Consider the following 26,236-nt stretch of genomic DNA (forward strand, 5'->3'; position numbering starts at 1 on the left):
TGCTGTTCACACTGGCGGTGATACTGGACGTCCCCACTATGATCCCGGCGGTCAGGGTGGCGGTGTAGACACCACTGCTACCCTCAGTAACTGCGCCAAGGGTGCCCAGCGTCCCGGCAAAGTTCACCGTCTGTCCGGTGACCGGGTTGTTGTTGTTATCACGCAGCGTCAACGTTACCACCGAAGTGTCGCTGCCATTGGCTTCGATATTGACCGGCGCTGCTACAAGGGTAGAGTTCGTGGTGCTCAGCTCGCCACTGTTGCCGTTCAGGGTCACCGTAGCTGGGGTCATGTCCAGCGCAATGCCGTTGATATTCGAGCTGACAGCGGTGGTGCCCGATACCGTTCCCGCCGTCAGGGTCGCGGTGTAGACACCGTTGCCGCTATCGGTCATGGCACTCAGTGTTCCCAGGGGACTAAGAAAGGTCACATTCTGACCCGTTACCGGAATATTGTTGCCGTCTTTCAGCGTCAGCGTCACCACCGAGGTATCGCTGTTATTGGCTTCGATATTGACCGGCGCTGCCACCAACGTAGAGTTGGCAATGTTTATTTTTTGTGCATTCACCGTGATAAGCATGCTTGCCTGACTGGAAGCATTACCTTGGGTGTCATAGGCGATGGCGTTCAGAATATAACTGTTACCACCGGTTCTGTTCATCTGATACTCAGGCAGCGTTATCTCCAGCCCATCCTTGCTGGTTTGTTTTAACACGCCACCTGCCGCCATCAGCTCTGCACTTTGCCAATCTATACGCTCAAGCCCGTGTGTTGCCGTCACTTGCGCGGTGACGGAGAGCTGCGAGAAAGGATCGCCCGCCAGACTGTCCGGTAAGGACAACCGCACCAAATTCTGTTTCTGGTAATCCAGCACAATATGATTGTTACGTTCAACCAAATCATAGCGACTCCCGGCCAGTGTACGGCTCGCTGCAACGGCTGAGGGGTCGATATGGGATTGCCACGTTTCACCCAGGCGATAGTTCAATTGGAAGTTGATATTGCTGTCGTTTTGCCCACCTTTACCGGCGCGATGCTCAGCGCCAATAGTCACTAATGGGATGGGGGTATAATTCACTCCCGCAGTAATGGCGTGCGGATTTTTCTGGCGGTTATCTTTGCCAAACAGCGCGACATCATCACCCCGGTATTTTTCATACATCGCCTTACCGCCCAACTGGGGATACGACGGTAAATAGGCTTCCGCCCGCAGGTCATAACCGTTGGCCGGGCGTTCGTTATAATCGATAAAGTCCCGTGACTGGTGCCAGTCCGTGATACCAAAATAGTTGTTGGCGGACAATTTCAGATAATCAGTCCAGGCTTCTGCGCCCACGCCGATACGCCGGTTCTTACCGGTGAGATCATTATCAAAGAAGGTATTGGCACCATACATCCAGTTCCCCTGGAAGGTACGAACCCCGGCCCCCATATTGACCGTATTGCGGCTGTCTTTATTACGGGCACCGAGTTGGGTAAAGAGAATGGATTTTTCATTATCATACAGCGGGATCAAGACATCGGCCGCACTGCCGTCCAGATGGAAGTCATCATTAATATTCAACTGTACGCGAGCAGTACCGAACTGACTCAGCCACTGTTGTGCTGAGTTATTGAATTCATTGCTGGCCGCAGAACGCACCATCCGCTCACCGGATTTAGCGACATCACCGTTGGATAAGGCAGTGGCACCCGCCACTGCATGACCGGCTAATGTATTTTCTACTGAAAGTCTGTTGTCTTTATTGTTATCTACCGAGAAGGGAGAGGCTTTACGGGGGACATCAATTTCATCGCCCGTCGTCAGGGCAGTGAAGGGACGGGAAAAAGTCCGATAAATATTTATTTTTTTGAGTTCGTCAACGGTAATCCCGTATTTTTTCGCCACCATAGCGACGGTTTCATCCGACCCCAGCACATAAGGCTCAGTAGATGAATAGGAGACTATTGTGTCGGCTTTTGACGCCTTCATTGCCGCAATTGCCGGTGAGAAAGAGACGCTCAGCGGGACAAATAATTGTAATAGTAGTGTGCCCCAGGCAACCCGTCTGATGTGGGTTGGGAGAATATAATGACTTTGTCTGTTCGGTAAAACACCGACAGTAGGCTCTGGTTTTTTAAAAAAAGAAAAACATTTAATCATGTATACGCTCATAAATAACGAACATCACTCTTTATTAAGGATAATAAACAAAGGTCATTCATTACACATAGTTATTATAATGGGATTGTGCACTCGTTTTTTCGAGCGCAGTAACTAAAAAATATTATTAATCAATAGATAAAAATAAATTTAAACAAAAATGTAATTATTTAATTTAATCTTAGAAAAGGACCTTAATTTAAGGTAGTAGTAACTATTGAAAAATACAATGGCAGCTATTTTTTAATTTGCCGTGTCAGTTTTCACAATAATCTTAGGTTAGGAATATATCTAGATAATAATTCTATAATAAAACAATAGCGTAGTGATATAAGATTGAATACCTCTTCATGTAGGAATTATCTCATCACATAGATTTGTAGGTGTAGTGATGTGATGGACATCCCTCGGCACTGTTGCAGTTGCAAATAGGCAGTGGTGATAAACTGAGCTCTCTTTTTGCAGAAGGAGCAGCATATGAACCCTTTCCATGGCCGACATTTTCAAGGCGAGATAATCCTTTGGGCTGTTCGCTGGTACTGTAAATATGGCAGAGCACTGGCGCTGCTGAAGCGTGAGGGCAAGTGTCCACTTAGTGTTGAGCATCGGCAGGTGAAATATCTTAACAACGTGATTAAATGCGGCCACGGTAAGTTGAAGCGGATAATCAATCCGATGTTAGGCTTCAAATCCATAAAAACCGCTTATGCCACAATCAAGGGTATAGAGGTGATGCGCGCGTTGCGTAAAGGTCAGGCTAAACCCTGGTATTATCGTCCCCCTCAGGGAGAAGTGCGCCTGAGCAACTACGTTTTCAGTCTCTAAAGTTTTAACCTGAGAGGAAACTTACCCTCAGCGACTATTTGCAACAGTGCCAGAAGTTGTGCCCGTTTATGATCGCCCTCAGTTAATTACTCAGGCCATCGATAGCCTCTCGTTTAAATTACTGGAAGAGTTTTTGGTCGTAGCTTTGCCTTACTGACATCAATCCCAACGTGACACATGCTTTACCTCAATCAGGCGGTAAAGAAACATCAACAACCTGGTGTCCCCATGAGTGCCAGCCAGATGCGAACAGCAATTTACGAGGGTGCTGTATTACGGGTGCGACCAAAAGCCATGACCGTGGCGACTATCATGGCGGGGCTGCTGCCCATAATGTGGGGTGGCGGTGCGGGTTCGGAGGTGATGCAACGTATTGCCGCTCCGATGATAGGCGGTATGCTCAGTGCGCCGCTACTTTCAATGCTAGTCATCCCGGCGGTGTATATGTTGCTGCATAAGGCAGACCGCCAGCCCTAGCTTGTGATTAGCGGTTCATGATTTGTTATTAATTCAGACCTAAGTCTGGCCTCTCAGGTCTTAGGGCTTTCCGTTGCTCTCTCATCACATCTCAACCTGACTGCATGTTTAGCGATACAGAAAACAACAGCACTAGAAGCCAATCGTTCAATACCGTGACCGCCGGGCAATAGAACAAATAAATTCATACTCCTTTACTCAAAACATTCTACTGATCAGATAACCCCTATTTTACCTAACCGTACCCCCACGTAGTTTGCGCCTAAATATCTCTCCCCCCCCGCTCTACTTATTACATCTTACGTATCCATTATATTACTTACGTAACACCTCACGAAAACAGATTTATTAAAGAAATACAAGAACCGAGATGAATATAGAAGAACAATATTGAGAGTTATATAAAATAACATTTAAATCAACGAAAATAAAAAACAAACAAATAAGAACAGATAATGATAAATAATAAATATGGATGCAATCAAGATAGAATACAACTTGTTACTCATCACTACATCATGAGAAAATACGCCAGAAAACTCATTAAGAATATTGAAAGTTAAAATAAAGACAATTCACCACAATCTTAATAACATTATTACGACCATATTATGACCAAGATTTTCTTTTTTCCACACAATATGTCGAAAGGAGAAAACAACGCTAAATACAGCGATGCGACACAAATCATAATAAATTGCATAAAAACATTAGAAACATACACAGACCACTCACACAGAACAGGTAGCCACCAGTATGGAGAAAAATGAGATTGTGTTTAAATTAGAAGGCGCGGTGCTATTCTCTCCGGAAAAACGCTGCTTAAGCGGACCCGATGGATCAGTGGCGATATTAACTGAAAATAATCTTAGATTTTTACAACTCTTACTTAATGGCGTCACTGAAAAAGAAGAGATCATCAATGAAGTGTGGAAAGAGCAACGAGGGGCTATCAGTGAGAGCAGCTACTATGGGCAGTTGTATATGCTGCGTAAAGCCTTCCTACAGGTCGGCCTAAAAGAATCGCTGATACACACCATCCCCCGTAAAGGGGTGCGCTATACCGGGTCGATTAGCCAGATAGCGATAAATAGCAGTCTAGAAAATCAACAGAGTAGTGAGACTGCTAACCCCGTTTCTATCATGCACGATCCTACTCTGTTGGCGGTAGCTACAATACCCACCAATGCCGGAACAATGACATTATCCCCTCCAGCCACTAAGAAAAGTTTTTTGCACAGCTACCGTTGGAAAAAACTGATCTCATTATTGGCTGTTTTCTCTTTCTGTTGGCTCTCATTTCTCTCAGCTTTGGTCATTATTATCTTATTAAAAGGAGAGTGACTTATCGTTAATATTAAGAGTGAGATAAGTGTAATTTTAAAAGACTAAATGATGATTGCCATGAAGCCAAAAAACAAAAAACACCGTTAAATAGTTAGCACTACGAACGAGGCAAGAAAGAAAAAATTCACTCTAGTCTGGCAGTAGAAAATGAACGCCACGGTGCTCATACAAAACATAACGGGTACAACACCCATAACTATTTTAAAAGGAAAAGTATTATGATGAACTTCATGACTAAAGCTTACGTTACCGCACAAGTTAAAGCACAAGCCTTCGCACAGGATAACCGTGGTTCTATCATTGAATATGTGATGATCATTGCACTGGCGGGTGTCTTTATTGGTCTGGCAAAACCAGAGTTGAAGGAATTGATTGAGAATACCATCTCAGCAGCAAAAACAAGTATTGCTCCATAATATCAGCAATAAATATGGCAGCCGTTGGCTGCCATATCCTTTACCTTAATATTAGGTCTGACGATGGATATAATTAGATTCTCGTTAATGGTATTAATCGTCTCTCAGCTATTATTTGTTTGTTACAGTGACATCCGCCACAGAATAATAAGCAATAAGTTTGTTATTAGCATTGCATTCAACGCCATTATATTGATCCTGGTAACACATCATACTGTTAGTATCATTATTCCTATTGTCGCACTATTTTTCGGCTATATTATTTTTCATTTCAACGTGATGGGAGGCGGCGATGTAAAATTGATCACAGTACTCCTGCTGGCACTGACGGCAGAACAGTCATTAAATTTTATAATCTACACAGCGATCATGGGCGGAGTTGTTATGTTAGTAGGTTTATTAATCAATCGCGCTGATATCCAAAAACGCGGGATTCCCTACGCCATTGCTATCACTGCTGGATTTCTATTATCTGTATTAATTTAAATGGCTGAAATAAATTGATTTATCACGATAGCATGACAAAAGGTACGAATAATGAATCGAAAATTTCTTATATTATTTTCACTCCTGATTGTTGCCATCGGAATCTCCGGTATTCTGTTAAATCCTGATAAGGAGATACCTGAATTACTGGCTCAGACAGAGAAAAGAAAAGAGAAAAACATTGTATTAGCCCAAACACGCCATGACCTTAGCGCCGGTGCTTTAGTCTCCAGACAAGATTATTCATTACAGAATATCACTGTAGATGAATCGAGCGGTCTGGTTAAAAATGATCTATCACATGGTCATAGAATTGATGGTCATTTATTAAAAAACAATATTTTAGCGGGTTCATATATTACCGATGAAATGTTAATCTCGCCCAATAGCCATGAATTTTCCCAGTTAAATTTAAAAAACGGAGAGATAATTTATAAATTTTTTATTACGAAAAAAAATGAATACTTACTGAACACCTTAAATCCGGGTGACTTTCTTTCATTCCAATTGCTGACACTTGAAACGAATAAAGCAAAAGGAATGGAAAATGGTATTGCTATTGATAGCAATAGTATGAATAGCAAGCAAAGGCAAAAGTATTCACTTAATAACGTGATACCTAACATGCCGATATTAAGCATTAAAACGTATTCATCTGAAGAGTTATCAGTAAAAAACAACAAAAACAATAAGACTGAAGAGTATTCCCTGGGTTATATTGAAGTGATAATGAAAATACAAGACCTCGAATTTATCCATACGGTGGAGAAAGCCGGTGAGGTGTTTTTAACCCCCAAGAGTGGCGATCACAAACGAATAGATTTGGATGAAATTATCCCTACATTACAGACAATAAGAGAGCTAAGAGGATGAATCGACATCAACTAAAAGATAAAAAACAAAATATAATTATATTCTCGGTTATCTTTATTCTCTACTTTTTGTTTGAAAACACAGCTACTGCCAAGCAAATTTATCTGCCCATTGGTGGTTCACACATTATAAAAACACAGGAAGAGATAGATACGGTTTTTGTCTCTGCCGCAAAAACAGCTGACTATGAAATAGTCGATAATAACAGTGTTATTATTTATGCTAAAAAAGAAGGCTTGGCTGAATTCACTTTGTTCAACAAAAATCATCAGCCGATAAGTAAAACACGAGTGCTGGTGAATAATACTATCAATGATGCTTATCGAAGAATACGTACAGAGTTTCCTGATAGTAAGATAGAAATAAATAAGATAGGCGAAAGCTATATACTTACGGGGAGTGCCGAAACCGAGGAAGCAAAAGATACCATTACCAGTATTATCGGCGAGGCGACTGCAAGTAAAAAAGAAAAAGAGAGAGAAGAGAGTTATCAAAGCAACCCTGAATATCGGGGTGTTATTAATAAAATTAAATTACCTCAAGCCAATCAAGTTAATGTAAAACTCACTATTGTAGAAATAACTAAAGATTTTACTGAAAACATAGGGCTAGATTGGAATTCGATAAAAAGTGCAGCAGGCGCTTTTCAGTTTTTAAATTTTAATGCACAAAGCATCAGCACATTAGTCCATGCTATTAATGATGAGGCAATTGCCAAAGTACTGGCAGAACCGAATCTATCGGTCTTATCAGGTGAATATGCCTCCTTCTTGGTTGGCGGTGAAATACCGATTGTTAGCACCAATCAGAATGGTATTAATGTCGAATATAAAGAGTTTGGCATTAAATTAAACATTGGTGCCAAAGTGAATGAGAAGAAACGTATCCGTGTCATGTTAGGTGAAGAGGTCAGCAGTATCGATAAAGTATTTAATCTTAGAGGTGGGGACTCCTACCCTTCATTACGCATACGTAAGGCAAATACCACAGTAGAGTTAGGTGATGGTGAAAGTTTTATCCTCGGTGGCCTGATCAGTAGTACTGAACGGGAGTCACTTAAAAAAATTCCGTTTATTGGTGATGTTCCCTTATTAGGGGCTTTATTCCGTAATGCACAAACTCAGAGGAATCAGAGTGAATTGGTGGTAGTCGCAACCGTAAACCTGGTAAAACCGGTATCGGCAAGACAGATTGAACTCCCTGATTTTATGCATACCTCTACGGTAGAACGTTTTTTCAATCTGACCAATATCAAAGATACTAAGCGTAGAAAACAGGCGAAAGATTTTCTGCAAAAAGGAGGTTTTATAAAATGAAATGGATATTCATCATAATGGCTATTCTCTTTTCTAATAGAGGGACTACTGCGGTCACAATTAAACCATCCGCCAATGAGTATTCTTACATATTAATAGATGAATATCTCACCAATAAAATTGAAAAACATCAATTTCCCCTTAAATTAAATGACAGTCTGCCATTAGAATTAAATTGCAATTATATGAATAAGGACTACCGGAATAAAAATAATGATGTTCATGGGTGTTCTGTTTATAAAAATAGACATTACGCCATTATCGAATCATGGAATAAAAATTTATAATGGTGGTAGCATGCAATTAATTCTCAATAAAGATCTAATCAACAAAAAAGACAATAGGGAAAAAAGTGTTATTGTGATTATCTCAACCAGAAAATGGTTAAAAGATAAAATATCTGAACATGTGCGATTGGCTGATATAAAAAACATCAAAGAAATAGATGATGATATTTTTAGTACATCATCAATCTCGCTTCCCGACAATGTGAAAGGGATTATTATAGATATAAATGATAATCATGATATCAACACTATTTTTGACCTAATGAAGATTCATACACCACGGGACAGTTGGTGTATATTAGTGGGTGATATCGATTCTATTAGTGTTGCACAACAATTTATTGAGAGAGGTATCTTATATCTTCACATCCAATCACAATTGCCCGATCTCACGCAAAATTTACTAAAAGGTATCCAAATAGAGTCAGATAGAAAAGCATTTTTTATCAGTATACTGGGTTGCCGCGGGGGGATAGGCACGACATTACTCAGTTACCAACTGGCGCATGTGATCACCCAAATAAAAAAATCGCCTACCTTGTTATTACAAGGCAATCAAGGTTCTCAAGATCTCGATTTGATCACTGAAAAAAAAATGGGCGAAGATATTACTGATTACCAGAAAAATTTTGATCTTATGCGAGGAAACGAAAGAAAACTCAGTGAAGTTAATGAGCATAACAATAAAAAACATAACTTTATTATTTTCGATCAGACAATTCATAATGCACGTAAAGAAAAAACACTAGACTATATCTCTAACTCAAATTGCATTATTCTACTTATTGATCATAGCATGATGTCAGTTCGTGTAGCGAAAGAGTTTATTGATACTTTGGAAAGATTCAAGAGAGATAATAGGCAAGCCATTAGATTATTTATTTGCCTTAACGAAAACAGACCAATAACAAAAGATATGTTGACGGTTTCTGATATCCAATCATTATTAGGCCATTCTATTGATACAGCGATACCTTATATCAACAATGCGAAAAAATCACTGAATAGCCCTGACTATTTTGGCAGAAAGAAAACTAAGATTGTTGAACTGGCAAAACAATCTTTAGGTATAAATATAAATTTATCCTCTCATACCAATATGTGGATTAGGGAAAAACTCAATAAATTATTTAAATAAATGAGGTTATTATGATTGTCCCTTTAAAAATACAAGAGTTAATGCGTGAAAGAATGTTAGCCAATATTGACATTAATAAAGTTGAACTCCTGGTTGGTGATCGTAACAAACTTATCGGATTGCTCTCTCAAACATTCGATGATTTATTTAATAACAATGAATATAACTTAACGACTCAAGCTCAAAAATATATTATTGAAATGATAGCCGATGAAATAACCGGCTTTGGCCCATTAAGAGAACTTATGGAGGATGATTCCATTAGTGATATTATGGTCAATGGTCCAGAAAGAATATTCATCGAAAGATATGGTCTGTTAAAATTAACTGATCGGCGGTTTGTTAATAACACTCAGCTCACCGATATCGCAAAGCGTTTAATGCAAAAGGTTAATCGACGCATTGATGAAGGACGCCCATTAGCAGATGCCCGTTTAATCGATGGCAGCCGAATAAACGTCGCTATCAGCCCCATTGCTTTAGATGGCACCGTCCTTTCTATCCGTAAATTCAGTAAAAATAAACGGAGATTAGAAGATTTGGTAGATATGGGAGCCATGAGTAGTGATATGGCAAATTTCCTGATTATTGCTGCCAGTTGCCGGGTAAATATTATTATTTCCGGAGGTACAGGTTCAGGGAAAACCACGCTATTGAATGCGCTTTCAAAATATATTTCAGAAGATGAGCGGGTGATAACACTAGAAGATGCTGCGGAACTGAATCTGGAGCAACCTCATGTGGTCAGGATGGAAACCCGTCTGGCAGGGCTGGAGAATACCGGCCAGATAACCATGCGCGATCTGGTGATTAACTCTCTGCGTATGCGCCCTGACAGGATCATTATTGGTGAGTGCCGGGGTGAGGAAACCTTTGAAATGTTGCAGGCGATGAATACTGGCCATAACGGTTCAATGTCCACCCTACATGCCAATACTCCCCGTGATGCTGTCGCCCGTTTAGAGAGTATGATTATGATGGGGCCGGTCAATATGCCTCTCATTACCATCCGCCGTAATATTGCATCTGCAATTAATCTTATTGTCCAAGTATCACGTATGAATGATGGCTCGCGAAAAATTCGCAATATCAGCGAGATCATGGGAATGGAAGGTGAACATGTTGTTTTGCAAGATATATTTACTTTTCAACCAGCCAGTACTCGTGATGATCAAGGGCGTATTCAGGGTGAGTTTATCAACCATGGGCTATTTAATCGCTCATCAGTCAGAATAAACGCCGATATCCATAATCTGGCCACTGAGTTAAACAGTGTTTTCTCTACGGTGAGCAAATGATTTATTACGTCGTAGTGTTATCTGGTATTTTATTACTTGTACTGAATAACCTTAAATGGATGAAAATAAAGCGCTCAATAAGCAATACCAAAAAGAGCAAGGCGAAAAGTACCTCGTCTATTACTATACTGATAAAGAAAATATTTTTTGAATGGGTTAATTATTTATCAACCCATAGTAAAAATACACCTCATATATTATTGCCACTAGCTTCACTGGCAATAGTCTATTATATAAACAGCACTTGGATTAATGTTAATTATTCTTTTATTTTTATTATCAACATAATTTTTATTATTTTTTTACAACTAAAATATGCTCGTTCAAAACATTATTTATTATTTAAGCAAGATTTCCCTGAAGTATTATTAATGATTAATATGGCAGCAAGCAGTGGTGCCAGTATAAATCAAGTACTGGAGCGCTGTGGGAAAGAGATTAGAGGCCCCCTAGGGCAAGAATTAGGGTTGATCTGTCGGCGATTAAATCTTGGTGAACCCCCTGAAACCGTTTTTTATGATGCGTATGAGAGGTTCCATTATCCAGAATTTTATTTCTTAGTGACAATCATACTGCTTAATATTCAGCAAGGAGGGCAGTTAAAAGAACTGATTACCCGATTATCCCAGATAATAACAAAGAAAAAAACAACCGAACAAAAGAAGGCCGTCATGACAGCTCAAATAAGAATGTCGGTTAATATTATTTCTATCATGCCAATGTTATTTTCTTTTTTACTTTATCTACTCGACCCCACGACGATAGAGTTTGTATGGCAACACCCCACAGGTAGATTTATTATCTATTATATTATTACTAGTGAGGTTATTGGTATATTAATTATTAGGAAAATGCTAGGTAAATCCCTATGAGAATAATTTTCTTTACGTTATTAATACTATTTGGTTTGATTATAATGTTAAAAGTTAACTCGCGCTCAAGAAGAATATCAACTTATAATAAAATAAACTCGCGTGAAAATAAAAGCAAAGAGACAAATAATGACACAAAAGATAAACCGACCGTACTGTCTGATTTTATAAAACTCCCTATTGTTTTATCTAATATTCTGTATCTAAAGGTTTTAATTATTATTTTTATATTATTAGTCACTGCAATATTGGCTATTTTTAATATAGTGAATATCACTCAAAAAACATTGATCATTATTGGGTTGTTATCTATTATCACAACCTTATATGCACCCAAAATGATAATAAAAAGTGTACTCACCAAAAGAACAAGCACCTTATTGAAATCTTTGCCTTTCTTTATTGATATTACAGCAGCATGTGTTCAATCTGGCATGACAATAGAAAACTCATTAAATTATACTACACAAAAATTCCAAACAATAAATACCGACCTATGCTTGATTATGTCAAAAGTGACCAAGCGTGCTGAAATAAATGGTTTAGAAAATGCGATTAAAGAGCTTCAATATTACTCACCGGCAATAGAAATGAAAATGTTTTGCAGCACGCTGCAATACAGTCTTAGTTTTGGCTCAACGGTGTACGAACAACTGACTCACTTATCACAAGATATGAGAGAAATGCAGCTACTGATGACAGAAGAGAGCATCAGTAAATTATCCACAAAACTAACACTTCCATTATTTTTATTTATTTTAATCCCTTTCGTCTTATTGGTTATCTCACCGAGTATTCTGGAGCTACTTAACTATGTTAAAAATATTTAATACTATTCTTATCATCCCAGTGATGCTTTTTCTGTTAAGCGGCTGTTTGAGTAAACAGAGTTTAAGCACAAAAGAATTTTCTTATCGTGAAAGCATTTTAATTAAAGCCAATAATCAAGTTGGGTTGATTAAACTCTATCGCGAATCACTAAAGAATAAAGAGGACGAATCAATAAGAATTAAATTGGCTAATTCCTATTATATCTCCGGGGATAGTTATTCTTCTTTATATTATCTACAACCCATTTCACATATACCCAACGTATCCATCTATCTTTTACAGATAAAAAATTTAATTAACAAAGGCGATAATTCTGGTGCCACCACGGTACTGCACAGATTATTATCTATTGCCCCCCATAATCCTGAAGCACATAACTTAAAAGGTATTATTCTGGCTAACAGTGGTGATACAGCAGGAGCGCATAATGCTATTATTCAATCACAGGCACTGTTTATCCAAGAAGATATTGCAAGAAATAATATTGCAGTCATTTCAATGTTAGAAAAACGTTATAAAGACGCAGTGAAGATATTACTACCGGACTATCTTTCCGGTAAAAGAAACAGTTTAATATTACATAATCTGGTATTTGCATTGATTAAAATTGGTGATACTCGCTACGCAAAGAACATTATTGAAGCTGAGCGGTTATCTGATAATGCTGACGAGTTAGTGTTAGCGCTGAGTCAGGTTGATTCACTCCCTCAAGAACAATCCGTCATTAGGGAAAAATGATGAGATATACAATATTACGTTTATTGCCGGCGAATAGAGGTTCTATCGCTGTTGAATTTACGTTAATTTTTATCCTTTTTATCTTTATGCTGCTATTGGTTGTAGAAACCTCTCGCTTGTTTTATATATCGGCTAATCTTGATTTCGCATTATCTGAAGCAGCTAAAACCGCTAAAAATAAGGATGATGAAAACGAACTCTCTTATCAACAACTTTTTGACCGCCATTTTAATCAACAAGTTACTGTTCTGGGGGCATTGGTTCATACCCCCCCCTCCGCAAGACTTACGGTTAATTTTAGTCATAGTGTGGCTGATCTTATTAATGGCAATAGTGAAGAAAACAATCACACTCTACCACTCGCCCACTATCAGGTACGATTAAATTACCAGCCGATATTCTTACCTTTCCCTCAGGCATGGGTAAATACGTTATTGTCCAGGGAGGTGATTTTTGTCCAAGAAAAATAATACGTTAATCAATAATCAAGGTGGTGCAATTATTGTTGAATTTGCATTTGTGACTTTTATTATTGTTTTATTTATAAAACTGCTGATTACTATCGCTGAATATCAGTCGATTTCCGGTAAGTTAGATCGTCTTTCATATTCAGCGGCGGGTATCATTCGTGAAAGGGGGCGGTTATATCCACATGATCCTGAATTGAATCAACAGCAAGTTGATCAACTCAAAGATCTTGTTCAGCGTGCGTTACTCAACTCGGGTGTACCTGCTGATAACCTCACGATGCGAGTAGAGACATTACATTTTAACCCCATCGAGCCACCAGGTTCTCGTCAGCAACAAGTTGATGAGCACAAGAGCCTGTCATTCAGCACTGGCGATTGCTCCCCGGTTCAACCGCTCCGTGGGTTAGTTGCACTATCACCATTAAGCCAAAGTGAACGCTGGGTGCCGCTCTATCAGGTCACAATATGCCTGCCTCCCCCTCAGAGATACCGTGACCTGATGAGTGTAAGCCCCCTGCCAACATTGAAATCATCGGCTATCACTATCGGGCGCTAAACAGCCTACGAATATACCCAACATACTTCAAGTTGCATGTACGTTGGCTGCACTTTCCTGCACCTGGAATTTTTTGGGTATAAATAAAATATAATAAAGGTTATATATGCAAAAAAAAACAATGGCAACTTTCATACTAGAGAAATGTGAGTTTTTTCTTAAAAATAGACAGGGGGCCATTCTATTTTCTTTTGTGGCGTTAATACCTGTTTTTATTGGGTTGATATTTTTGTCTTTTGAATTTTCTCACTTTATCCAAAAGAGAGCTAAACTCTCTGATGCGCTTGAACAAGCATCTTTAGCCTTATCAACAGAAAATAATTTTAGGAACGATAGAACCAGTAATAATAGAAATAATTATCTGGTTACATCGTATGCACAATCTTATTTACCGTCAGAGCGTTTCTCGCAACCAAGGATAGTCAATACCTACAATGAGATTTTAGGTTACACTGAATATAATGCCAGTCTGCAGATGAATTATCAGTTAGCATTATTAAACTCTTACTTAAAACAAACTCCCTCGCCGACATGGGATGTTAGCGAAAATGCGGCCGCCAGAAAGTATTTATCATCAATAGCCGAACCTATAGATGTCGTGTTTGTTACCGATTTTTCCGGATCGATGAATTTACCTTTCGGGGATATTGAGCTAAATAACAGAATAACTAAACTTGATGAGCTAAAAGCAATTTTTGTAAAATTAAATAAGCGAATATTTTCAAATGATGGTATTAATACAATTGGATTTGTTCCCTTCTCATGGGGCACCAAAAGAATGTCTACCAATGGGCAGTTATCATCTACTTATTGCCACTTCCCCTATTCACCTAAGAAAATTGATGGAAATGGTCATTATCTTCAACGTTATACTGCCTCAAATTTGAAGTATATTCCTGGTTTGGAAAATCTCAGTGGGATCGATAATATCGCTTACGGTAAATTAGATGAAGATAAACACCACGCCATCCTTACTGAAATAGAAAAAAAATATAAAGAAAATATAATATCAACTAAAACCCGAGAGCAGGCCAAATATTTTATTGATAAAGCATATAAAGTAAATCAAATTTCTACCATCACTAAAATTGTGGAAGAACATATTGATTATAAAGAAACAATAAACTCAATTGACCAAAATGGTGAAACGATTGATATACCAATGGATGACATATTAGATCCATTTTTCTGTCTAAAAGAGACCAACGCAAAATCACTTAATTTTGATCATAATTCAAAAGGAGATATAGACGAAATCCTCAAGATGAATGCTGAGGGGGGAACATTAGCCAGCTCGGGAATATTAGTGGGTAACAAAATGCTCACTGAAAGCCCAAATAACAATAAACTGATGATTATCCTGTCTGATGGTGATGATAATACGCAAAAAATGAGTTCTCCACACGATCAGAAAGTGGGCATCATCAATATCACGCAAAAATTGATTACTGAAGGTATGTGTCAGAAAATTAAAGATAATGGCATAAAAATGGTTTTTATAGGGGTTGGCTACGTTCCCGATAATAATATTATCGATTGGGAAAAAGACTGTGTAGGAGCCGGTAATTTTTATCTGGCAAGAAATGCCCACGAATTAGAAATTAGTATCGAACGAGCACTGGTTGTTGATGATGAAGTGGGGAGAAATATCCCTAAAAACTGAGATTGATGCAAGCGCGGTAACAGTAACCGCGCTTGCAAAAATTTATTGTGCGCCGCTGGATCCCGCTTCCACACCCACTAATCCAACTTTGAGATAGCCTGATTTACGTAGCGCATCCATCACGCTCATCAAGGTTTCATAATCCACCACTTTATCTGCCTGGAAGAAAATCGTGGTTTCTTTATTGGATTGGGTCACTTTGTCCAGTGCCGTGGCTAATGTTTCACGGTCAACTGGCTGGTCACCGATATAAAGCTGGTTATCCGCTTTAACCGTCAAGAATACCGGTTTCTCTGGCCGCGGCTGCGGTACTGCCGAAGATGCAGGTAGATCCACTTTGATATCTACCGTTGCCAACGGCGCGGCGACCATAAAGATAATCAACAGCACCAACATGACATCAATAAACGGCGTCACGTTAATTTCGTGTAGTTCTCCACTCTCGTCGAGGGAATCATTCATTCGCATTGCCATAAATCACCCTGCTCGTAATTGATGAGGATGGCGAGGGGACTTTACTTCGGCGCTACTGGCTAAATCTAAATCGCGGCTCAACAGCAGTAATACTTGTGCCGCAACATCACCCACTTGAGCACGATAATTTCCGATCTGGCGAGCAAAGATATTATAAATAACGACCGCAGGGATCGCAGCGACTAGCCCTAACGCCGTTGCCAATAACGCTTCGGCAATCCCCGGAGCGACAACCGCCAGATTGGTGGTCTGTGAGTGGGCAATGCCGATAAAGCTGTTCATGATGCCCCAAACCGTACCAAACAAACCGACGAAGGGGGAAATCGCACCAATCGTTGCCAGGAAGCCATTACCTTTGCCCATTTGGCGGCCAATGGCGGCTACCCGTCGCTCCAAACGGAAAGCAGTACGTTCTTTAATACCATTATTGTCATTTGACTCTATCGACAACAAGCGCTCGTTCAGTGCTTCACGCAGTAACAAACTGCTTACGCTGTCTTGAGCAAAATCTTCTGCTCGTTCTGAAGCGGTATCAAGATCGGTCACGGCACCAATCACATCATGCTCTTGACGTAACCGACGGCGAGCGCGGAATAATTCAGTTCCTTTAGAGAATAAAATGGTCCAAGTGACGATAGAAGCCAGCACCAAGCCAATCATGACACCTTTAACAACCACGTCCGCATTCTGATACATACCCCAGACAGATAAATCCATCGCCAGCTTTTGTGGTACTGGAGCCGTAACGGGCTGAACCATAGGTGCTGGTATTGATTCTGACGTTAATACTGATTCTGATGTTAATACTGACTCTGGTGTTGATTCAGGTATTGCAGCAACCGAGGTAATTTCTGGTGCAGGTAACGGGGTTGACGTTGCCGCTGTGGGTGCGGTAACCGTAGCCGCAACCGCACTGCCGTTGCCTTGTGTGGCTTGTGCATGGCCCGCTAAACCTGTAGCCAGTAATAATACCATCACGCCTTTCATCACCCGGCCTTGCACTAGTGATGTCTCTTTAATCTCTTTGCCAGCTATTTTCACGCTGCGCCTCCACCCAATATGCATGTCAATTTAAGGACAAAATCAGCTTTTGATCATATCAAACAAACAGCGGATTGATAGTAATTATCATTAGTATTTGGCAAGATTTTTTTTGAGCGCAAGAAAGAATGAAGTCAATATCGACGGTGCCCCCACGCCGAACTAACGGTTGTTGTTAGCTGTTGCTTCTAACTAACCGCCCATCCATAAGGAAGAAGTGATTGATTGAATAGAAGAACGCTTAAGTCAGTAGCCGCCCTCTTAAGGCGCTATTTATTAATAAATGTTCTGTTTGGTTATTTACACAGAATTTTTCTGCCGCAAAACAGCAGAAAACAGCGAGTCGCTCTCTTTAGTTTTTTTCATGGTAAAAGCTACTCTCAGACAACAATCATCATGCTAACGTAGGAATACATCCCCAAAATGAATGCTAGCTGGCGATTGACTAGTCTGGCTTATACGAAGGTGACAACACAATTATGGCAGTGAATAAAGCAGCCCCAGAAAAACTGGAAACAGCATTAGTCAGCGCAGGGCGAAGTAAAAAATTTACTCAAGGCTCGGTGAATACCGTGATCCAGCGAGCATCATCTCTGGTTTTCGAATCAGTAAAAGCGAAAAAACATGCCACGATCAATCGGGGCAATGGTGAGTTGTTCTATGGCCGCAGAGGAACATTGACCCACTTCTCGTTGCAAGAGGCAATGACGGAACTGGAAGGGGGGGCAGGTTGTGTGCTTTATCCTTGTGGGGCCGCCGCCATCAGTAATGCTATTTTATCTTTTGTCGCTACTGGCGATCATGTGCTGATGACTGGCTCAGCTTATGAGCCAGCCCAAAGTTTCTGCGATAAAATTTTATCGCGCATGAATATCACGACCACCTATTTTGATCCCATGATAGGTGCAGGGATTGCTTCACTGATTACCCCGAAAACCAAAGTGATATTTCTTGAGTCACCCGGTTCCATCACCATGGAAGTGCAGGATATCCCTGCGATGGTTACGGCCATCCGTTCGGTGGCTCCGGATGTCGTTATCATGATGGACAATACCTGGGCCGCTGGTGTGCTATTTAAAGCACTGGATTTCGATATCGATATCTCTATTCAGTCCGGTACTAAATACATTATTGGTCACTCTGATGCCATGCTGGGCATTGCGGTTGCCAATGCCCGCTGCTGGGAACAACTGCGTGAAGACTCTTATTTGATGGGTCAGATGGTCGATGCTGATACCGCCTATCTTGCCAGCCGGGGCTTACGTACGTTAAGCGTCCGGTTAAAACAACATGAGAAAAACAGCATTGAAATCGCTAACTGGTTGGCAGAGCGCCCAGAAGTGGCGGTGGTTTATCATCCCGCACTGCCAGGCTGCAAGGGCCATGAATTCTACAAACGGGATTTTCATGGCTGTAATGGTTTGTTTTCTTTTGAATTAAAAGAAGAATTAACCCAGCAGCAACTGGAAAATTATCTGGATCACTTTACCCATTTCAGCATGGCCTTTTCATGGGGTGGGTTTGAATCGCTGATATTAGGTTATCAGCCGAAGGATATTCGTGCGATCCGCAAATATGATGCGGAAGGCATCAAAGGGACATTATTCCGTCTGCATATCGGCCTTGAGAATGTGCAAGATTTGCAAGACGATCTGGCCGCAGGATTTGAGCGAATTCAAACCGTACAATAGATGTCTCCACTCCGTTAATGCGCTATCAACTCCTGGTGCATTAACGCTCCCTTACATAAAAGTACCAACGATAGGTTTATATCGCCTGCCAAATTGAGTTATTGGGGATAAGATCAACGTGATTTCACCTCATTAAAGATATACTGATACCCACCAACGATATCCTCACACGTTAGGCAAACAGGAAGAGAAATGGATGTATTACGTGAAATCCTTCATGCTCTCTGGCAACAGGATTTTAGTAAACTGGCTGACCCAAATGTTATTTGGGTGATTTACGGTATACTTTTTACCACCCTATTTTTAGAAAACGGTTTACTTCCCGCCTCTTTTCTCCCCGGAGATAGCTTGTTGCTATTGGCCGGTGCTTTGATAGCCAAAGGGGTCATGGGTTTCCTGCCCACGCTGATCATTCTGACCACCGCCGCCAGTTTAGGCTGTTGGTTAAGTTATCTACAAGGCCGCTGGTTGGGTGATACGTCGGTGGTGAAAAGATGGTTGTTACAGCTCCCTCTTCAATACCGTCAGCGCGCCCATACCCTGTTTGTTCGCCATGGCTTAGCCGCCTTGTTGATGGGCCGTTTTCTGGCTTTTGTCCGTACGTTATTACCAACACTGGCAGGCATTTCTGGCCTAAACAGTATGCGTTTTCAGTTATTTAACTGGCTAAGTGGCCTGCTATGGGTTGGCAGCGTCGTGGGCTTGGGTTTTGCCCTCAGCCATGTTCCGTTAGTTAAACAGTATGAAAATCAGGTGATGACAGTACTGATGATTTTACCCATTGTTCTGTTATTGGCCGGTTTAGTCGGCACACTGATTTTGGTATGGTGCAAACGCAAGAGCACCACCGAATAGCGTAACTAAGTGAATAAAACGGCGTCTGATACGCCGTTTCTATGAGGCCTTGGTTGCAGCTATCGCTCCTCAGTCAAGGGTCAATTAATACGCTGTTTGGCAACATCTTCACTCGGCGTATGACCAAAGTAGCGTTTAAACTCACGGCTGAATTGTGAGGCACTCTCGTAACCCACTTTGATCGCCGCAGTACTGGCTTTCAGCCCATCATGTAGCATCATCATGCGCGCCCGATGTAATCGGTAAGACTTCAGATATTGCAGTGGAGAGGTGTTGGTCACTGCTTTAAAGTTATGGTGGAATGCTGAAACACTCATATTTACCTCTGCCGCTAATTGCTCGACACTGAGGTTATCGGCAAACTGATTTTCGATGTGCCGCAATGTTTTGGTGATCTGGTTAAAGTGCCCATGGCGGTTAACTAACGCTTGCAAGGCCCCACCGCATGACCCACACAATACGTAGTAGAGAATTTCCCGCACAATTTGGGGGCCAAGGACACGGGCATCACGGGCAATGGACATCACATCCAGTAACCGTTCGGTTGCACACAGCATCTCTTCTGTCAGAGGGGCGGAGTTCACACCCGAGGTATTGCCCGGCGGTTTTTCCAGCTCGTCATCCCCCATGCTCATCATTAAATCTTGTAACATCCGGCTGTCTACTTGAATGGAAATCCCGGCCAATGGTATTTCAGGGCTAGCAAATGTTTCACACTCAAACGGCAGAGGAACACTCAGGATTAGGTAGTTTTTTGGATCATACTGAAACACTTTACTGCCCAGATAACCCACTTTGTGTCCCTGAAATATAATTACCACACTGGGGGTGTACATTACCGGTGTTCGCGGTTGATGCACTGTAGAGTACAAAATTTTCACCCCAGATACCGTTGAGGGGGTTAAACCATCACCTTGAGCCAGACGCGCAATTTTATCTGCCATTTGTGCTTGAATATCAATCACATCAATCATTACGCCCTCGTCCGCTTTTGTATGACTTTGGATAACAGAGACCATGCTATTTGTTACCCCAAGTGATCGATTACCAAAAAACCTACTGTTCAAAACAATCTGACATAGATTGTGTCTTATTTGCTGGGTTTTCTACAGTGATCTGGAGAAATAGGCAAGAGCAAGGCAGAAATGTGCATTGAGGTCTGTTCTTAAGTTGCCGACAATGGTTACCAATGAAATTAAGTACATCGTTATTATACTTGTACTAATATTGGCTAAATCGCACTCACATTGGCTAAAAAGCGCTCCGGGCACAGTGATGCGGTTACTGATAAATACTCACTGCATCACCTTATAGCGAAGCAGCAACACCTATTTTTTACTGTTCATCCCATAAGCTGGAAGAGAAATCATGCAAAATTTTACCCTTCATACCCCCACTAAAGTGCTGTTCGGTACCGGTCAAATCGCGCAATTGACTCAAGAGATCCCGGCGGATGCCCGGATCTTGATTACCTACGGCGGCGGCAGCATTAAACAAAATGGCGTGCTGGATCAAGTTCATAAAGCATTGAAAGGCTTTGATTTTCTGGAATTTAGCGGCATAGAACCCAATCCAACCTATGAAACTCTGATGAAAGCTGTCGAGCTATGCCGGACTGAAGGTATCAACTTCCTGCTGGCCGTTGGTGGAGGGTCAGTATTGGATGGCACCAAATTTATTGCTGCTGCAGTCAATTATCCGCAAGATCCATGGCACATTCTGGAAACCACAGGGCGCGATATTACTGAAGCGCTGCCAATGGGTTCGGTTCTGACCTTACCGGCAACAGGTTCTGAGGCTAATAATGGCGCAGTTATCAGCCGCCGTAGCACCGGAGATAAGCAGCACTTCTTCTCACCCCATGTCCAGCCCCTGTTTGCCGTGCTGGATCCAGTGGTCACTTATACCTTGCCACCACGCCAGGTGGCTAACGGTGTGGTCGATGCTTTTGTTCATACCATTGAGCAATACCTGACCTATCCCGTGGATGCCAAAGTACAGGATCGCTTTGCTGAAGGGCTATTGTTGACCCTGATTGAAGAAGGCCCGAAAGCACTACAAGATCCGGAAAACTATAATGTCCGCGCCAATATTATGTGGAGCGCCACCATGGCATTGAATGGCCTGATTGGTGCCGGCGTACCGCAGGACTGGGCGACTCATATGCTGGGCCACGAGTTGACTGCACGCCATGGTTTGGATCATGCACAAACATTGGCAGTGGTGTTACCGGCCCTGCTGGTTGCGAAGAAACAACAAAAACGCGCCAAACTGCTGCAATATGCAGAGCGTGTCTGGGGGTTGCGTGAGGGCAGTGAAGATCAACGCATTGATGCGGCGATTGAAGCGACCCGTCACTTCTTCGAAAGCCTGGGTGTGCCCACTCGCTTATCCGCCTACAAACTAGACGGCAGTTCTATTCCAGATCTGATTAAAAAGCTGGAAGAGCACGGTATGACCAAGCTGGGTGAACACAGTGACATCACCTTAGTTGACAGCAAACGTATCTATGAAGCGGCGGTATAACCGCTTTATATAAGATTTAACCTGCATTTATCCTGTACTAGAACTGGCAGTATTACCGCATGTCATGCTGCCAGTTCTCCTGTTTATACCCGTTAGACGTCAGGCTACATATACGTTGGCGGCTATTACTCACTCAGTTGCTAGCTACCGACAACCCGAATGATTTTAGGTATATTTTCTTTTTCACCTACCACTCACTTTTTTCGCCTGCTATTAACTGGGCGATATGATGATTAGCTGCCCATAATAATATTGTCTGTACATAGCGACATGACTCACACATAACCCTACTACCCTTATGTGATAGGGCTTAATAATTAGCAAAGTCATAAATAAAAATGATAGCGACTAAACTTACGTTATCAGCAACAGGCTAATGCAGCCCAATCAGTAAGCCAAGGAGATAAACATGACAATGCAACCCCTTATCAAGTTGCACGATGGGCGTTTGATGCCGCAACTCGGCCTCGGCGTTTGGCAGGCAAGTATTCAAGAAACAGAGCTTGCGGTCAGTAAGGCACTGGAAATCGGTTATCGCTCAATTGATACCGCCGCTATTTATAAAAATGAAGAAGGTGTGGGCAAGGCACTGAAGGCGGCGAGCGTTGCTCGTGATGAACTGTTTATCACCACGAAGCTGTGGAATGATGATCAACATAATCCTCAGCAAGCCTTGGAAACCAGTCTGCAAAAGCTCCAACTGGATTATGTTGACCTCTACCTGATCCATTGGCCGGATCCAAAACAAGACCATTATGTCAGTGCCTGGCGTGAACTCGTCACACTAAAAGAGCAAGGTTTGATCCGCAGTATCGGTGTGTGTAACTTCCATATTCCTCATCTGCAACGGTTGATTGATGAGACGGGCATCGCCCCTACTGTCAATCAGATAGAACTGCATCCGTTGCTGCAACAACGTCAACTCCATGCCTGGAATGCCACCCATCATATCGCAACCGAGTCCTGGAGCCCGTTAGCACAGGGTGGTGAAGGCGTGTTTGATCAAGAGGTTATCCGTAAGCTCGCTCAGCAATATAATAAAACGCCCGCACAAATCGTGATCCGTTGGCATTTGGACAGTGGGCTAATTGTTATCCCCAAATCAGTAACACCGGCGCGTATCAGAGAAAACTTTGAGGTCTTTGATTTTAAACTGCAAAAAGAGGAGTTGGTGGCAATTGCTAAACTGGATTGCGGCAAACGGCTGGGGCCAGACCCGGAAGTTTTCGGATCTGACCGCTGATTTTAGGCCAGCAAGAACCACTTAATCAGACTGCTGACAAACCCCGATGACGCGATCTTGAACGGTGAGGATAGGCAGAGGAGTAAAGAGTCCGCGCCAAGGATGGCGCGGCTCGAGCCTACATGGATGTATTTACGGCGTCTTTACGATCTGCCTGTTCTCTCCGTCGCGGGCACTTTGTCAATAACCTCAATTAATGCTGCCTGTTTTTCCCTCTGGATCCGGCAGATGGCTTATTGACCGCAGCTTTATTTGCGCCCGTTTTACCCGCTGATTTTTTGGTTGCGAGCGTACTGTGGGCTGCAGAAGTACTTTGATTTGCAGAAGTACTTTGATTTGCAGAAGTACTGTGCGCTGAAGAAGTGCCATTAGCCACCGTCGGAGCCTTCTTGCCAGCAGAGGCTGCGGGTGCTCTATTACTCGGCTGGCGCTGGCGGGTGATCGATGTGTGCTTGGTCAGTGCCGGTGTGTGGTGGCGCAGAGCACGGCGTGCCTCACGCTGCTCTTCCAAGGTCGGAGCCGGCACCAGGCATTCACGACGAGCACCAATCAAATGTTGCAGCCCCATATCTTCAAGCGCACTGCGGAGCATCGGCCAGTTAGCCGGATCATGATAACGCAGTAATGCTTTATGTAACCGCCGTTGACGATCCCCTTTGGGAACCACCACCTCTTCACTTTTATAATCCACTTTCGCCAACGGGTTCTTACCGGTGTAATACATGGTGGTCGAGTTAGCCAACGGTGACGGATAGAAGTTCTGCACCTGATCCAATCGGAAGCGGTTTTTCTTCAGCCACAGCGCCAGGTTCACCATATCTTTATCTTCAGTACCCGGATGTGCGGAGATGAAATAAGGGATCAAATACTGCTCTTTACCGGCCTGTTTCGAGTAAGTATCAAACAGTTCTTTGAAGCGCTGATAGCTGCCCATACCCGGTTTCATCATTTTAGAAAGCGGCCCTTCCTCAGTATGCTCTGGTGCGATTTTCAAATAACCGCCCACATGGTGGCTGGCCAACTCTTTGATATAACGCGGATCTTCTACTGCCAAATCGTAGCGAACGCCGGAGGCGATCAGGATCTTTTTGATCCCTTTCAAATCACGGGCTCGACGGTACAAAGAGATCGTCGGCTGATGGTTGGTATCCATGTGCGGGCAAATCTCGGGATACACACAAGACGCCCGGCGGCAGGTTTGTTCAGCCCGAGGGGACTGGCAGCGCAGCATATACATATTCGCGGTAGGCCCGCCAAGATCAGAGATAACACCGGTAAAACCAGGGACTTTATCGCGAATCTCTTCGATTTCACGAATAATAGAGTCTTCAGAGCGGCTCTGAATAATGCGCCCTTCATGCTCCGTAATAGAGCAGAAGGAGCAACCGCCATAACAGCCGCGCATGATATTGATCGAAAAACGAATCATGTCATAGGCCGGGATCGGCGATTTTCCGTAGGACGGGTGCGGAACGCGCTGATAAGGCAGTGCAAATACACTGTCCATCTCTTCGGTACTCAGCGGGATCGCCGGTGGGTTAATCCAAATATAGCGATCGCCATGTTTCTGCATCAACGCCCGCGCACAACCGGGATTAGTTTCATGATGCAAAATCCGCGAGGTATGGGCATACAACACTTTGTCCGCCTTCACTTTTTCATATGAAGGCAGTAAAACGTAGGTCTTTTCCCATGGCTTCGGTTTGGCCGCACGCACGGTTATTGGTTTGGCCTCCGGTGTCGGCATATCATCGGTCGCACACGGCAGGTCTTCACCGTAAGGATTGGGAATGGCTTCAATACGGCCCGGTTTATCCAGACGGGTAGAATCCACCCCGCTCCAGCCCGGTAATGGTGTCTTACGCATCACAACGGTGTTACGGACATCCTGAATATCCGTAATTTTCTCACCCGCAGCCAAACGGTGCGCCACTTCCACCAATGGCCGTTCGCCATTGCCATACACCAGCATGTCCGCTTTAGCATCTACGATCACCGAGCGGCGTACAGTATCAGACCAATAGTCATAGTGAGCAATACGGCGCAGGCTGGCCTCGATGCCGCCCAGTAATACCGGCACATGGCTATAGGCTTCTTTGCAGCGTTGGCTATACACCAATGTCGCGCGATCTGGCCGCTTACCACTCTGGTTATCCGGCGTATAAGCATCATCGTGGCGCAGTTTTCGGTCAGCCGTATAGCGGTTGATCATCGAATCCATATTGCCCGCCGTGACACCAAAGAACAGATTCGGCTCTCCCAGACGCATAAAATCATGTTTATTCGTCCAATCTGGCTGAGCAATAATCCCGACCCGAAATCCCTGAGCTTCCAGCATACGGCCTACGATGGCCATACCAAAGCTTGGGTGGTCAACATAGGCATCACCAGTGATGACAATGATATCGCAACTGTCCCAACCCAATATGTCCATTTCCTCCCGTGACATAGGTAAGAATGGCGCGGTGCCATAGCATTCAGCCCAATAAGGCTGATAAGAAAACAGGTCACGCTCTGGTTGGATCAAGCTGATACTCATGGCAACACTCTTTAATAGGGGGAAAGTTGAGGTGGTTCGGGTTAAGAAATCATCACCGGCCGGCGATTATACGCGGTTATCCATGTGAAGAGGAAGGATATATCTTTTGATGACATGGATAGGCTGTCAGA

General features: G+C 42.5%; 23 protein-coding genes and 4 pseudogenes. 21 read left to right on the forward strand and 6 right to left on the reverse strand.

The genetic code is table 11. From position 1 onward, the window contains the following. A partial coding sequence (gene yrIlm / locus AC971_RS16185; RefSeq protein ID WP_231573023.1) for a YrIlm family inverse autotransporter adhesin occupies positions 1-2,068 on the reverse strand: 2,068 nt, incomplete at its 3' end. Between the two features lie 621 nt (positions 2,069-2,689). On the opposite strand from yrIlm, the pseudogene AC971_RS16190 reads away from it, so the two are divergent. The 16 genes and pseudogenes from AC971_RS16190 to AC971_RS16265 all read left to right on the forward strand — a co-directional run. Continuing rightward, positions 2,690-2,968, forward strand: a pseudogene (locus tag AC971_RS16190) (DDE-type integrase/transposase/recombinase); the annotation flags it as partial. Between the two features lie 177 nt (positions 2,969-3,145). After that, positions 3,146-3,445 (forward strand): annotated as a pseudogene (locus AC971_RS16195) (efflux RND transporter permease subunit); the annotation flags it as partial. A 756-nt stretch (positions 3,446-4,201) separates the two neighbouring features. Further along, positions 4,202-4,789 (forward strand): winged helix-turn-helix domain-containing protein, encoded by a 588-nt coding sequence (locus AC971_RS16200; protein ID WP_012104484.1) that lies wholly within the window; start codon positions 4,202-4,204, stop codon positions 4,787-4,789. Between the two features lie 221 nt (positions 4,790-5,010). Continuing rightward, positions 5,011-5,208, forward strand: a complete 198-nt coding sequence (locus tag AC971_RS16205) for a hypothetical protein (protein WP_012104483.1) — start codon at positions 5,011-5,013, stop codon at positions 5,206-5,208. Between the two features lie 63 nt (positions 5,209-5,271). Then, complete coding sequence (locus AC971_RS16210) at positions 5,272-5,694, forward strand: A24 family peptidase (protein WP_025381406.1); 423 nt, start codon at positions 5,272-5,274, stop codon at positions 5,692-5,694. 51 nt (positions 5,695-5,745) lie between these two features. Next, positions 5,746-6,567, forward strand: coding sequence for a tight adherance operon protein (locus AC971_RS16215; RefSeq protein ID WP_025381407.1), 822 nt, complete (start codon positions 5,746-5,748; stop codon positions 6,565-6,567). Then, positions 6,564-7,883 (forward strand): type II and III secretion system protein family protein, encoded by a 1,320-nt coding sequence (locus AC971_RS16220; protein WP_025381408.1) that lies wholly within the window; start codon positions 6,564-6,566, stop codon positions 7,881-7,883. Before AC971_RS16215 ends, AC971_RS16220 begins: the two co-directional genes overlap by 4 nt. Then, a complete protein-coding gene (locus AC971_RS24765) occupies positions 7,880-8,170 on the forward strand; it encodes a hypothetical protein (RefSeq protein WP_025381409.1) in 291 nt (96 codons plus the stop codon). Before AC971_RS16220 ends, AC971_RS24765 begins: the two co-directional genes overlap by 4 nt. A gap of 10 nt (positions 8,171-8,180) precedes the next feature. Further along, positions 8,181-9,308 carry a CpaE/TadZ family protein gene (locus AC971_RS16230; RefSeq protein ID WP_025381410.1) on the forward strand — a complete coding sequence of 376 codons (1,128 nt, stop codon included), beginning with the start codon at positions 8,181-8,183 and terminating at the stop codon, positions 9,306-9,308. Between the two features lie 11 nt (positions 9,309-9,319). After that, positions 9,320-10,606, forward strand: coding sequence for a TadA family conjugal transfer-associated ATPase (locus AC971_RS16235; RefSeq protein WP_025381411.1), 1,287 nt, complete (start codon positions 9,320-9,322; stop codon positions 10,604-10,606). Then, on the forward strand, positions 10,603-11,478 hold the full coding sequence (locus AC971_RS16240) for a type II secretion system F family protein (RefSeq protein ID WP_025381412.1): 876 nt from the start codon (positions 10,603-10,605) through the stop codon (positions 11,476-11,478). The genes AC971_RS16235 and AC971_RS16240 overlap by 4 nt, the downstream gene beginning before the upstream one ends. Then, entirely contained in the window at positions 11,475-12,308 is an 834-nt protein-coding gene (locus AC971_RS16245; protein WP_025381413.1) for a type II secretion system F family protein, read from the forward strand. Before AC971_RS16240 ends, AC971_RS16245 begins: the two co-directional genes overlap by 4 nt. Then, positions 12,292-13,047 (forward strand): tetratricopeptide repeat protein, encoded by a 756-nt coding sequence (locus tag AC971_RS16250; RefSeq protein WP_025381414.1) that lies wholly within the window; start codon positions 12,292-12,294, stop codon positions 13,045-13,047. The genes AC971_RS16245 and AC971_RS16250 overlap by 17 nt, the downstream gene beginning before the upstream one ends. Then, positions 13,044-13,517 carry a TadE/TadG family type IV pilus assembly protein gene (locus tag AC971_RS16255; protein WP_025381415.1) on the forward strand — a complete coding sequence of 158 codons (474 nt, stop codon included), beginning with the start codon at positions 13,044-13,046 and terminating at the stop codon, positions 13,515-13,517. Before AC971_RS16250 ends, AC971_RS16255 begins: the two co-directional genes overlap by 4 nt. Next, a complete protein-coding gene (tadF, locus tag AC971_RS16260) occupies positions 13,501-14,073 on the forward strand; it encodes a tight adherence pilus pseudopilin TadF (protein WP_025381416.1) in 573 nt (190 codons plus the stop codon). Before AC971_RS16255 ends, tadF begins: the two co-directional genes overlap by 17 nt. Before the next feature lie 106 nt (positions 14,074-14,179). Continuing rightward, complete coding sequence (locus tag AC971_RS16265; RefSeq protein ID WP_025381417.1) at positions 14,180-15,736, forward strand: TadE/TadG family type IV pilus assembly protein; 1,557 nt, start codon at positions 14,180-14,182, stop codon at positions 15,734-15,736. 42 nt (positions 15,737-15,778) lie between these two features. On the opposite strand, the gene exbD is transcribed toward AC971_RS16265, so the two are convergent. Both exbD and exbB read right to left on the reverse strand, forming a co-directional pair. Continuing rightward, positions 15,779-16,210 (reverse strand): TonB system transport protein ExbD, encoded by a 432-nt coding sequence (exbD, locus tag AC971_RS16270; RefSeq protein WP_025381418.1) that lies wholly within the window; start codon positions 16,208-16,210, stop codon positions 15,779-15,781. Positions 16,211-16,213: 3 nt separating this feature from the next. Beyond that, the gene (exbB, locus tag AC971_RS16275) at positions 16,214-17,251 is read right to left on the reverse strand and encodes a tol-pal system-associated acyl-CoA thioesterase (RefSeq protein WP_162471856.1); all 1,038 of its coding nucleotides are present in this window, start codon (positions 17,249-17,251) and stop codon (positions 16,214-16,216) included. 479 nt (positions 17,252-17,730) lie between these two features. On the opposite strand from exbB, the gene metC reads away from it, so the two are divergent. Both metC and AC971_RS16285 read left to right on the forward strand, forming a co-directional pair. After that, entirely contained in the window at positions 17,731-18,942 is a 1,212-nt protein-coding gene (metC, locus tag AC971_RS16280) for a cystathionine beta-lyase (RefSeq protein WP_025381420.1), read from the forward strand. A 192-nt stretch (positions 18,943-19,134) separates the two neighbouring features. Then, entirely contained in the window at positions 19,135-19,797 is a 663-nt protein-coding gene (locus AC971_RS16285) for a DedA family protein (RefSeq protein ID WP_025381421.1), read from the forward strand. 80 nt (positions 19,798-19,877) lie between these two features. On the opposite strand, the gene AC971_RS16290 is transcribed toward AC971_RS16285, so the two are convergent. Then, a complete protein-coding gene (locus AC971_RS16290) occupies positions 19,878-20,771 on the reverse strand; it encodes an AraC family transcriptional regulator (protein WP_025381422.1) in 894 nt (297 codons plus the stop codon). 394 nt (positions 20,772-21,165) lie between these two features. Here AC971_RS16290 and yqhD point away from each other — a divergent pair, with 394 nt between their 5' ends. Continuing rightward, positions 21,166-22,323: an alcohol dehydrogenase gene (gene yqhD, locus AC971_RS16295; RefSeq protein WP_025381423.1), complete on the forward strand. Its 1,158-nt coding sequence runs from the start codon at positions 21,166-21,168 to the stop codon at positions 22,321-22,323. Between the two features lie 52 nt (positions 22,324-22,375). Here the strand turns inward: yqhD and AC971_RS25235 are convergent. Then, positions 22,376-22,606, reverse strand: a pseudogene (locus tag AC971_RS25235) (hypothetical protein). Between the two features lie 126 nt (positions 22,607-22,732). Here AC971_RS25235 and dkgA point away from each other — a divergent pair. Together dkgA and AC971_RS25240 are read left to right on the forward strand one after the other, a co-directional pair. After that, positions 22,733-23,566 (forward strand): 2,5-didehydrogluconate reductase DkgA, encoded by an 834-nt coding sequence (gene dkgA / locus AC971_RS16300; RefSeq protein ID WP_025381424.1) that lies wholly within the window; start codon positions 22,733-22,735, stop codon positions 23,564-23,566. 122 nt (positions 23,567-23,688) lie between these two features. After that, a pseudogene (locus tag AC971_RS25240) lies at positions 23,689-23,757 on the forward strand (gluconate 5-dehydrogenase); the annotation flags it as partial. A gap of 2 nt (positions 23,758-23,759) precedes the next feature. Here the strand turns inward: AC971_RS25240 and AC971_RS16305 are convergent. Then, a complete protein-coding gene (locus AC971_RS16305; protein WP_048677749.1) occupies positions 23,760-26,105 on the reverse strand; it encodes a YgiQ family radical SAM protein in 2,346 nt (781 codons plus the stop codon). Positions 26,106-26,236: the final 131 nt, after the last annotated feature.

The sequence above is a fragment of the Yersinia similis genome, from assembly GCF_001053095.1.
Taxonomy (GTDB): Bacteria; Pseudomonadota; Gammaproteobacteria; order Enterobacterales; family Enterobacteriaceae; genus Yersinia; species Yersinia similis.

Coding starts and splice junctions, on each gene's coding strand:
- AC971_RS16230 (WP_025381410.1), top strand. CDS start 8,181: ATGCAATTAATTCTCAATAAAGATCTAATCAACAAAAAAGACAATAGG.
- exbD (WP_025381418.1), bottom strand. CDS start 16,210: ATGGCAATGCGAATGAATGATTCCCTCGACGAGAGTGGAGAACTACAC.
- AC971_RS24765 (WP_025381409.1), top strand. CDS start 7,880: ATGAAATGGATATTCATCATAATGGCTATTCTCTTTTCTAATAGAGGG.
- AC971_RS16240 (WP_025381412.1), top strand. CDS start 10,603: ATGATTTATTACGTCGTAGTGTTATCTGGTATTTTATTACTTGTACTG.
- yqhD (WP_025381423.1), top strand. CDS start 21,166: ATGCAAAATTTTACCCTTCATACCCCCACTAAAGTGCTGTTCGGTACC.
- AC971_RS16290 (WP_025381422.1), bottom strand. CDS start 20,771: ATGATTGATGTGATTGATATTCAAGCACAAATGGCAGATAAAATTGCG.
- AC971_RS16205 (WP_012104483.1), top strand. CDS start 5,011: ATGATGAACTTCATGACTAAAGCTTACGTTACCGCACAAGTTAAAGCA.
- AC971_RS16305 (WP_048677749.1), bottom strand. CDS start 26,105: ATGAGTATCAGCTTGATCCAACCAGAGCGTGACCTGTTTTCTTATCAG.
- dkgA (WP_025381424.1), top strand. CDS start 22,733: ATGACAATGCAACCCCTTATCAAGTTGCACGATGGGCGTTTGATGCCG.
- AC971_RS16285 (WP_025381421.1), top strand. CDS start 19,135: ATGGATGTATTACGTGAAATCCTTCATGCTCTCTGGCAACAGGATTTT.
- AC971_RS16265 (WP_025381417.1), top strand. CDS start 14,180: ATGCAAAAAAAAACAATGGCAACTTTCATACTAGAGAAATGTGAGTTT.
- AC971_RS16250 (WP_025381414.1), top strand. CDS start 12,292: ATGTTAAAAATATTTAATACTATTCTTATCATCCCAGTGATGCTTTTT.
- AC971_RS16235 (WP_025381411.1), top strand. CDS start 9,320: ATGATTGTCCCTTTAAAAATACAAGAGTTAATGCGTGAAAGAATGTTA.
- AC971_RS16200 (WP_012104484.1), top strand. CDS start 4,202: ATGGAGAAAAATGAGATTGTGTTTAAATTAGAAGGCGCGGTGCTATTC.
- AC971_RS16210 (WP_025381406.1), top strand. CDS start 5,272: ATGGATATAATTAGATTCTCGTTAATGGTATTAATCGTCTCTCAGCTA.
- AC971_RS16215 (WP_025381407.1), top strand. CDS start 5,746: ATGAATCGAAAATTTCTTATATTATTTTCACTCCTGATTGTTGCCATC.
- metC (WP_025381420.1), top strand. CDS start 17,731: ATGGCAGTGAATAAAGCAGCCCCAGAAAAACTGGAAACAGCATTAGTC.
- AC971_RS16220 (WP_025381408.1), top strand. CDS start 6,564: ATGAATCGACATCAACTAAAAGATAAAAAACAAAATATAATTATATTC.
- AC971_RS16255 (WP_025381415.1), top strand. CDS start 13,044: ATGATGAGATATACAATATTACGTTTATTGCCGGCGAATAGAGGTTCT.
- AC971_RS16245 (WP_025381413.1), top strand. CDS start 11,475: ATGAGAATAATTTTCTTTACGTTATTAATACTATTTGGTTTGATTATA.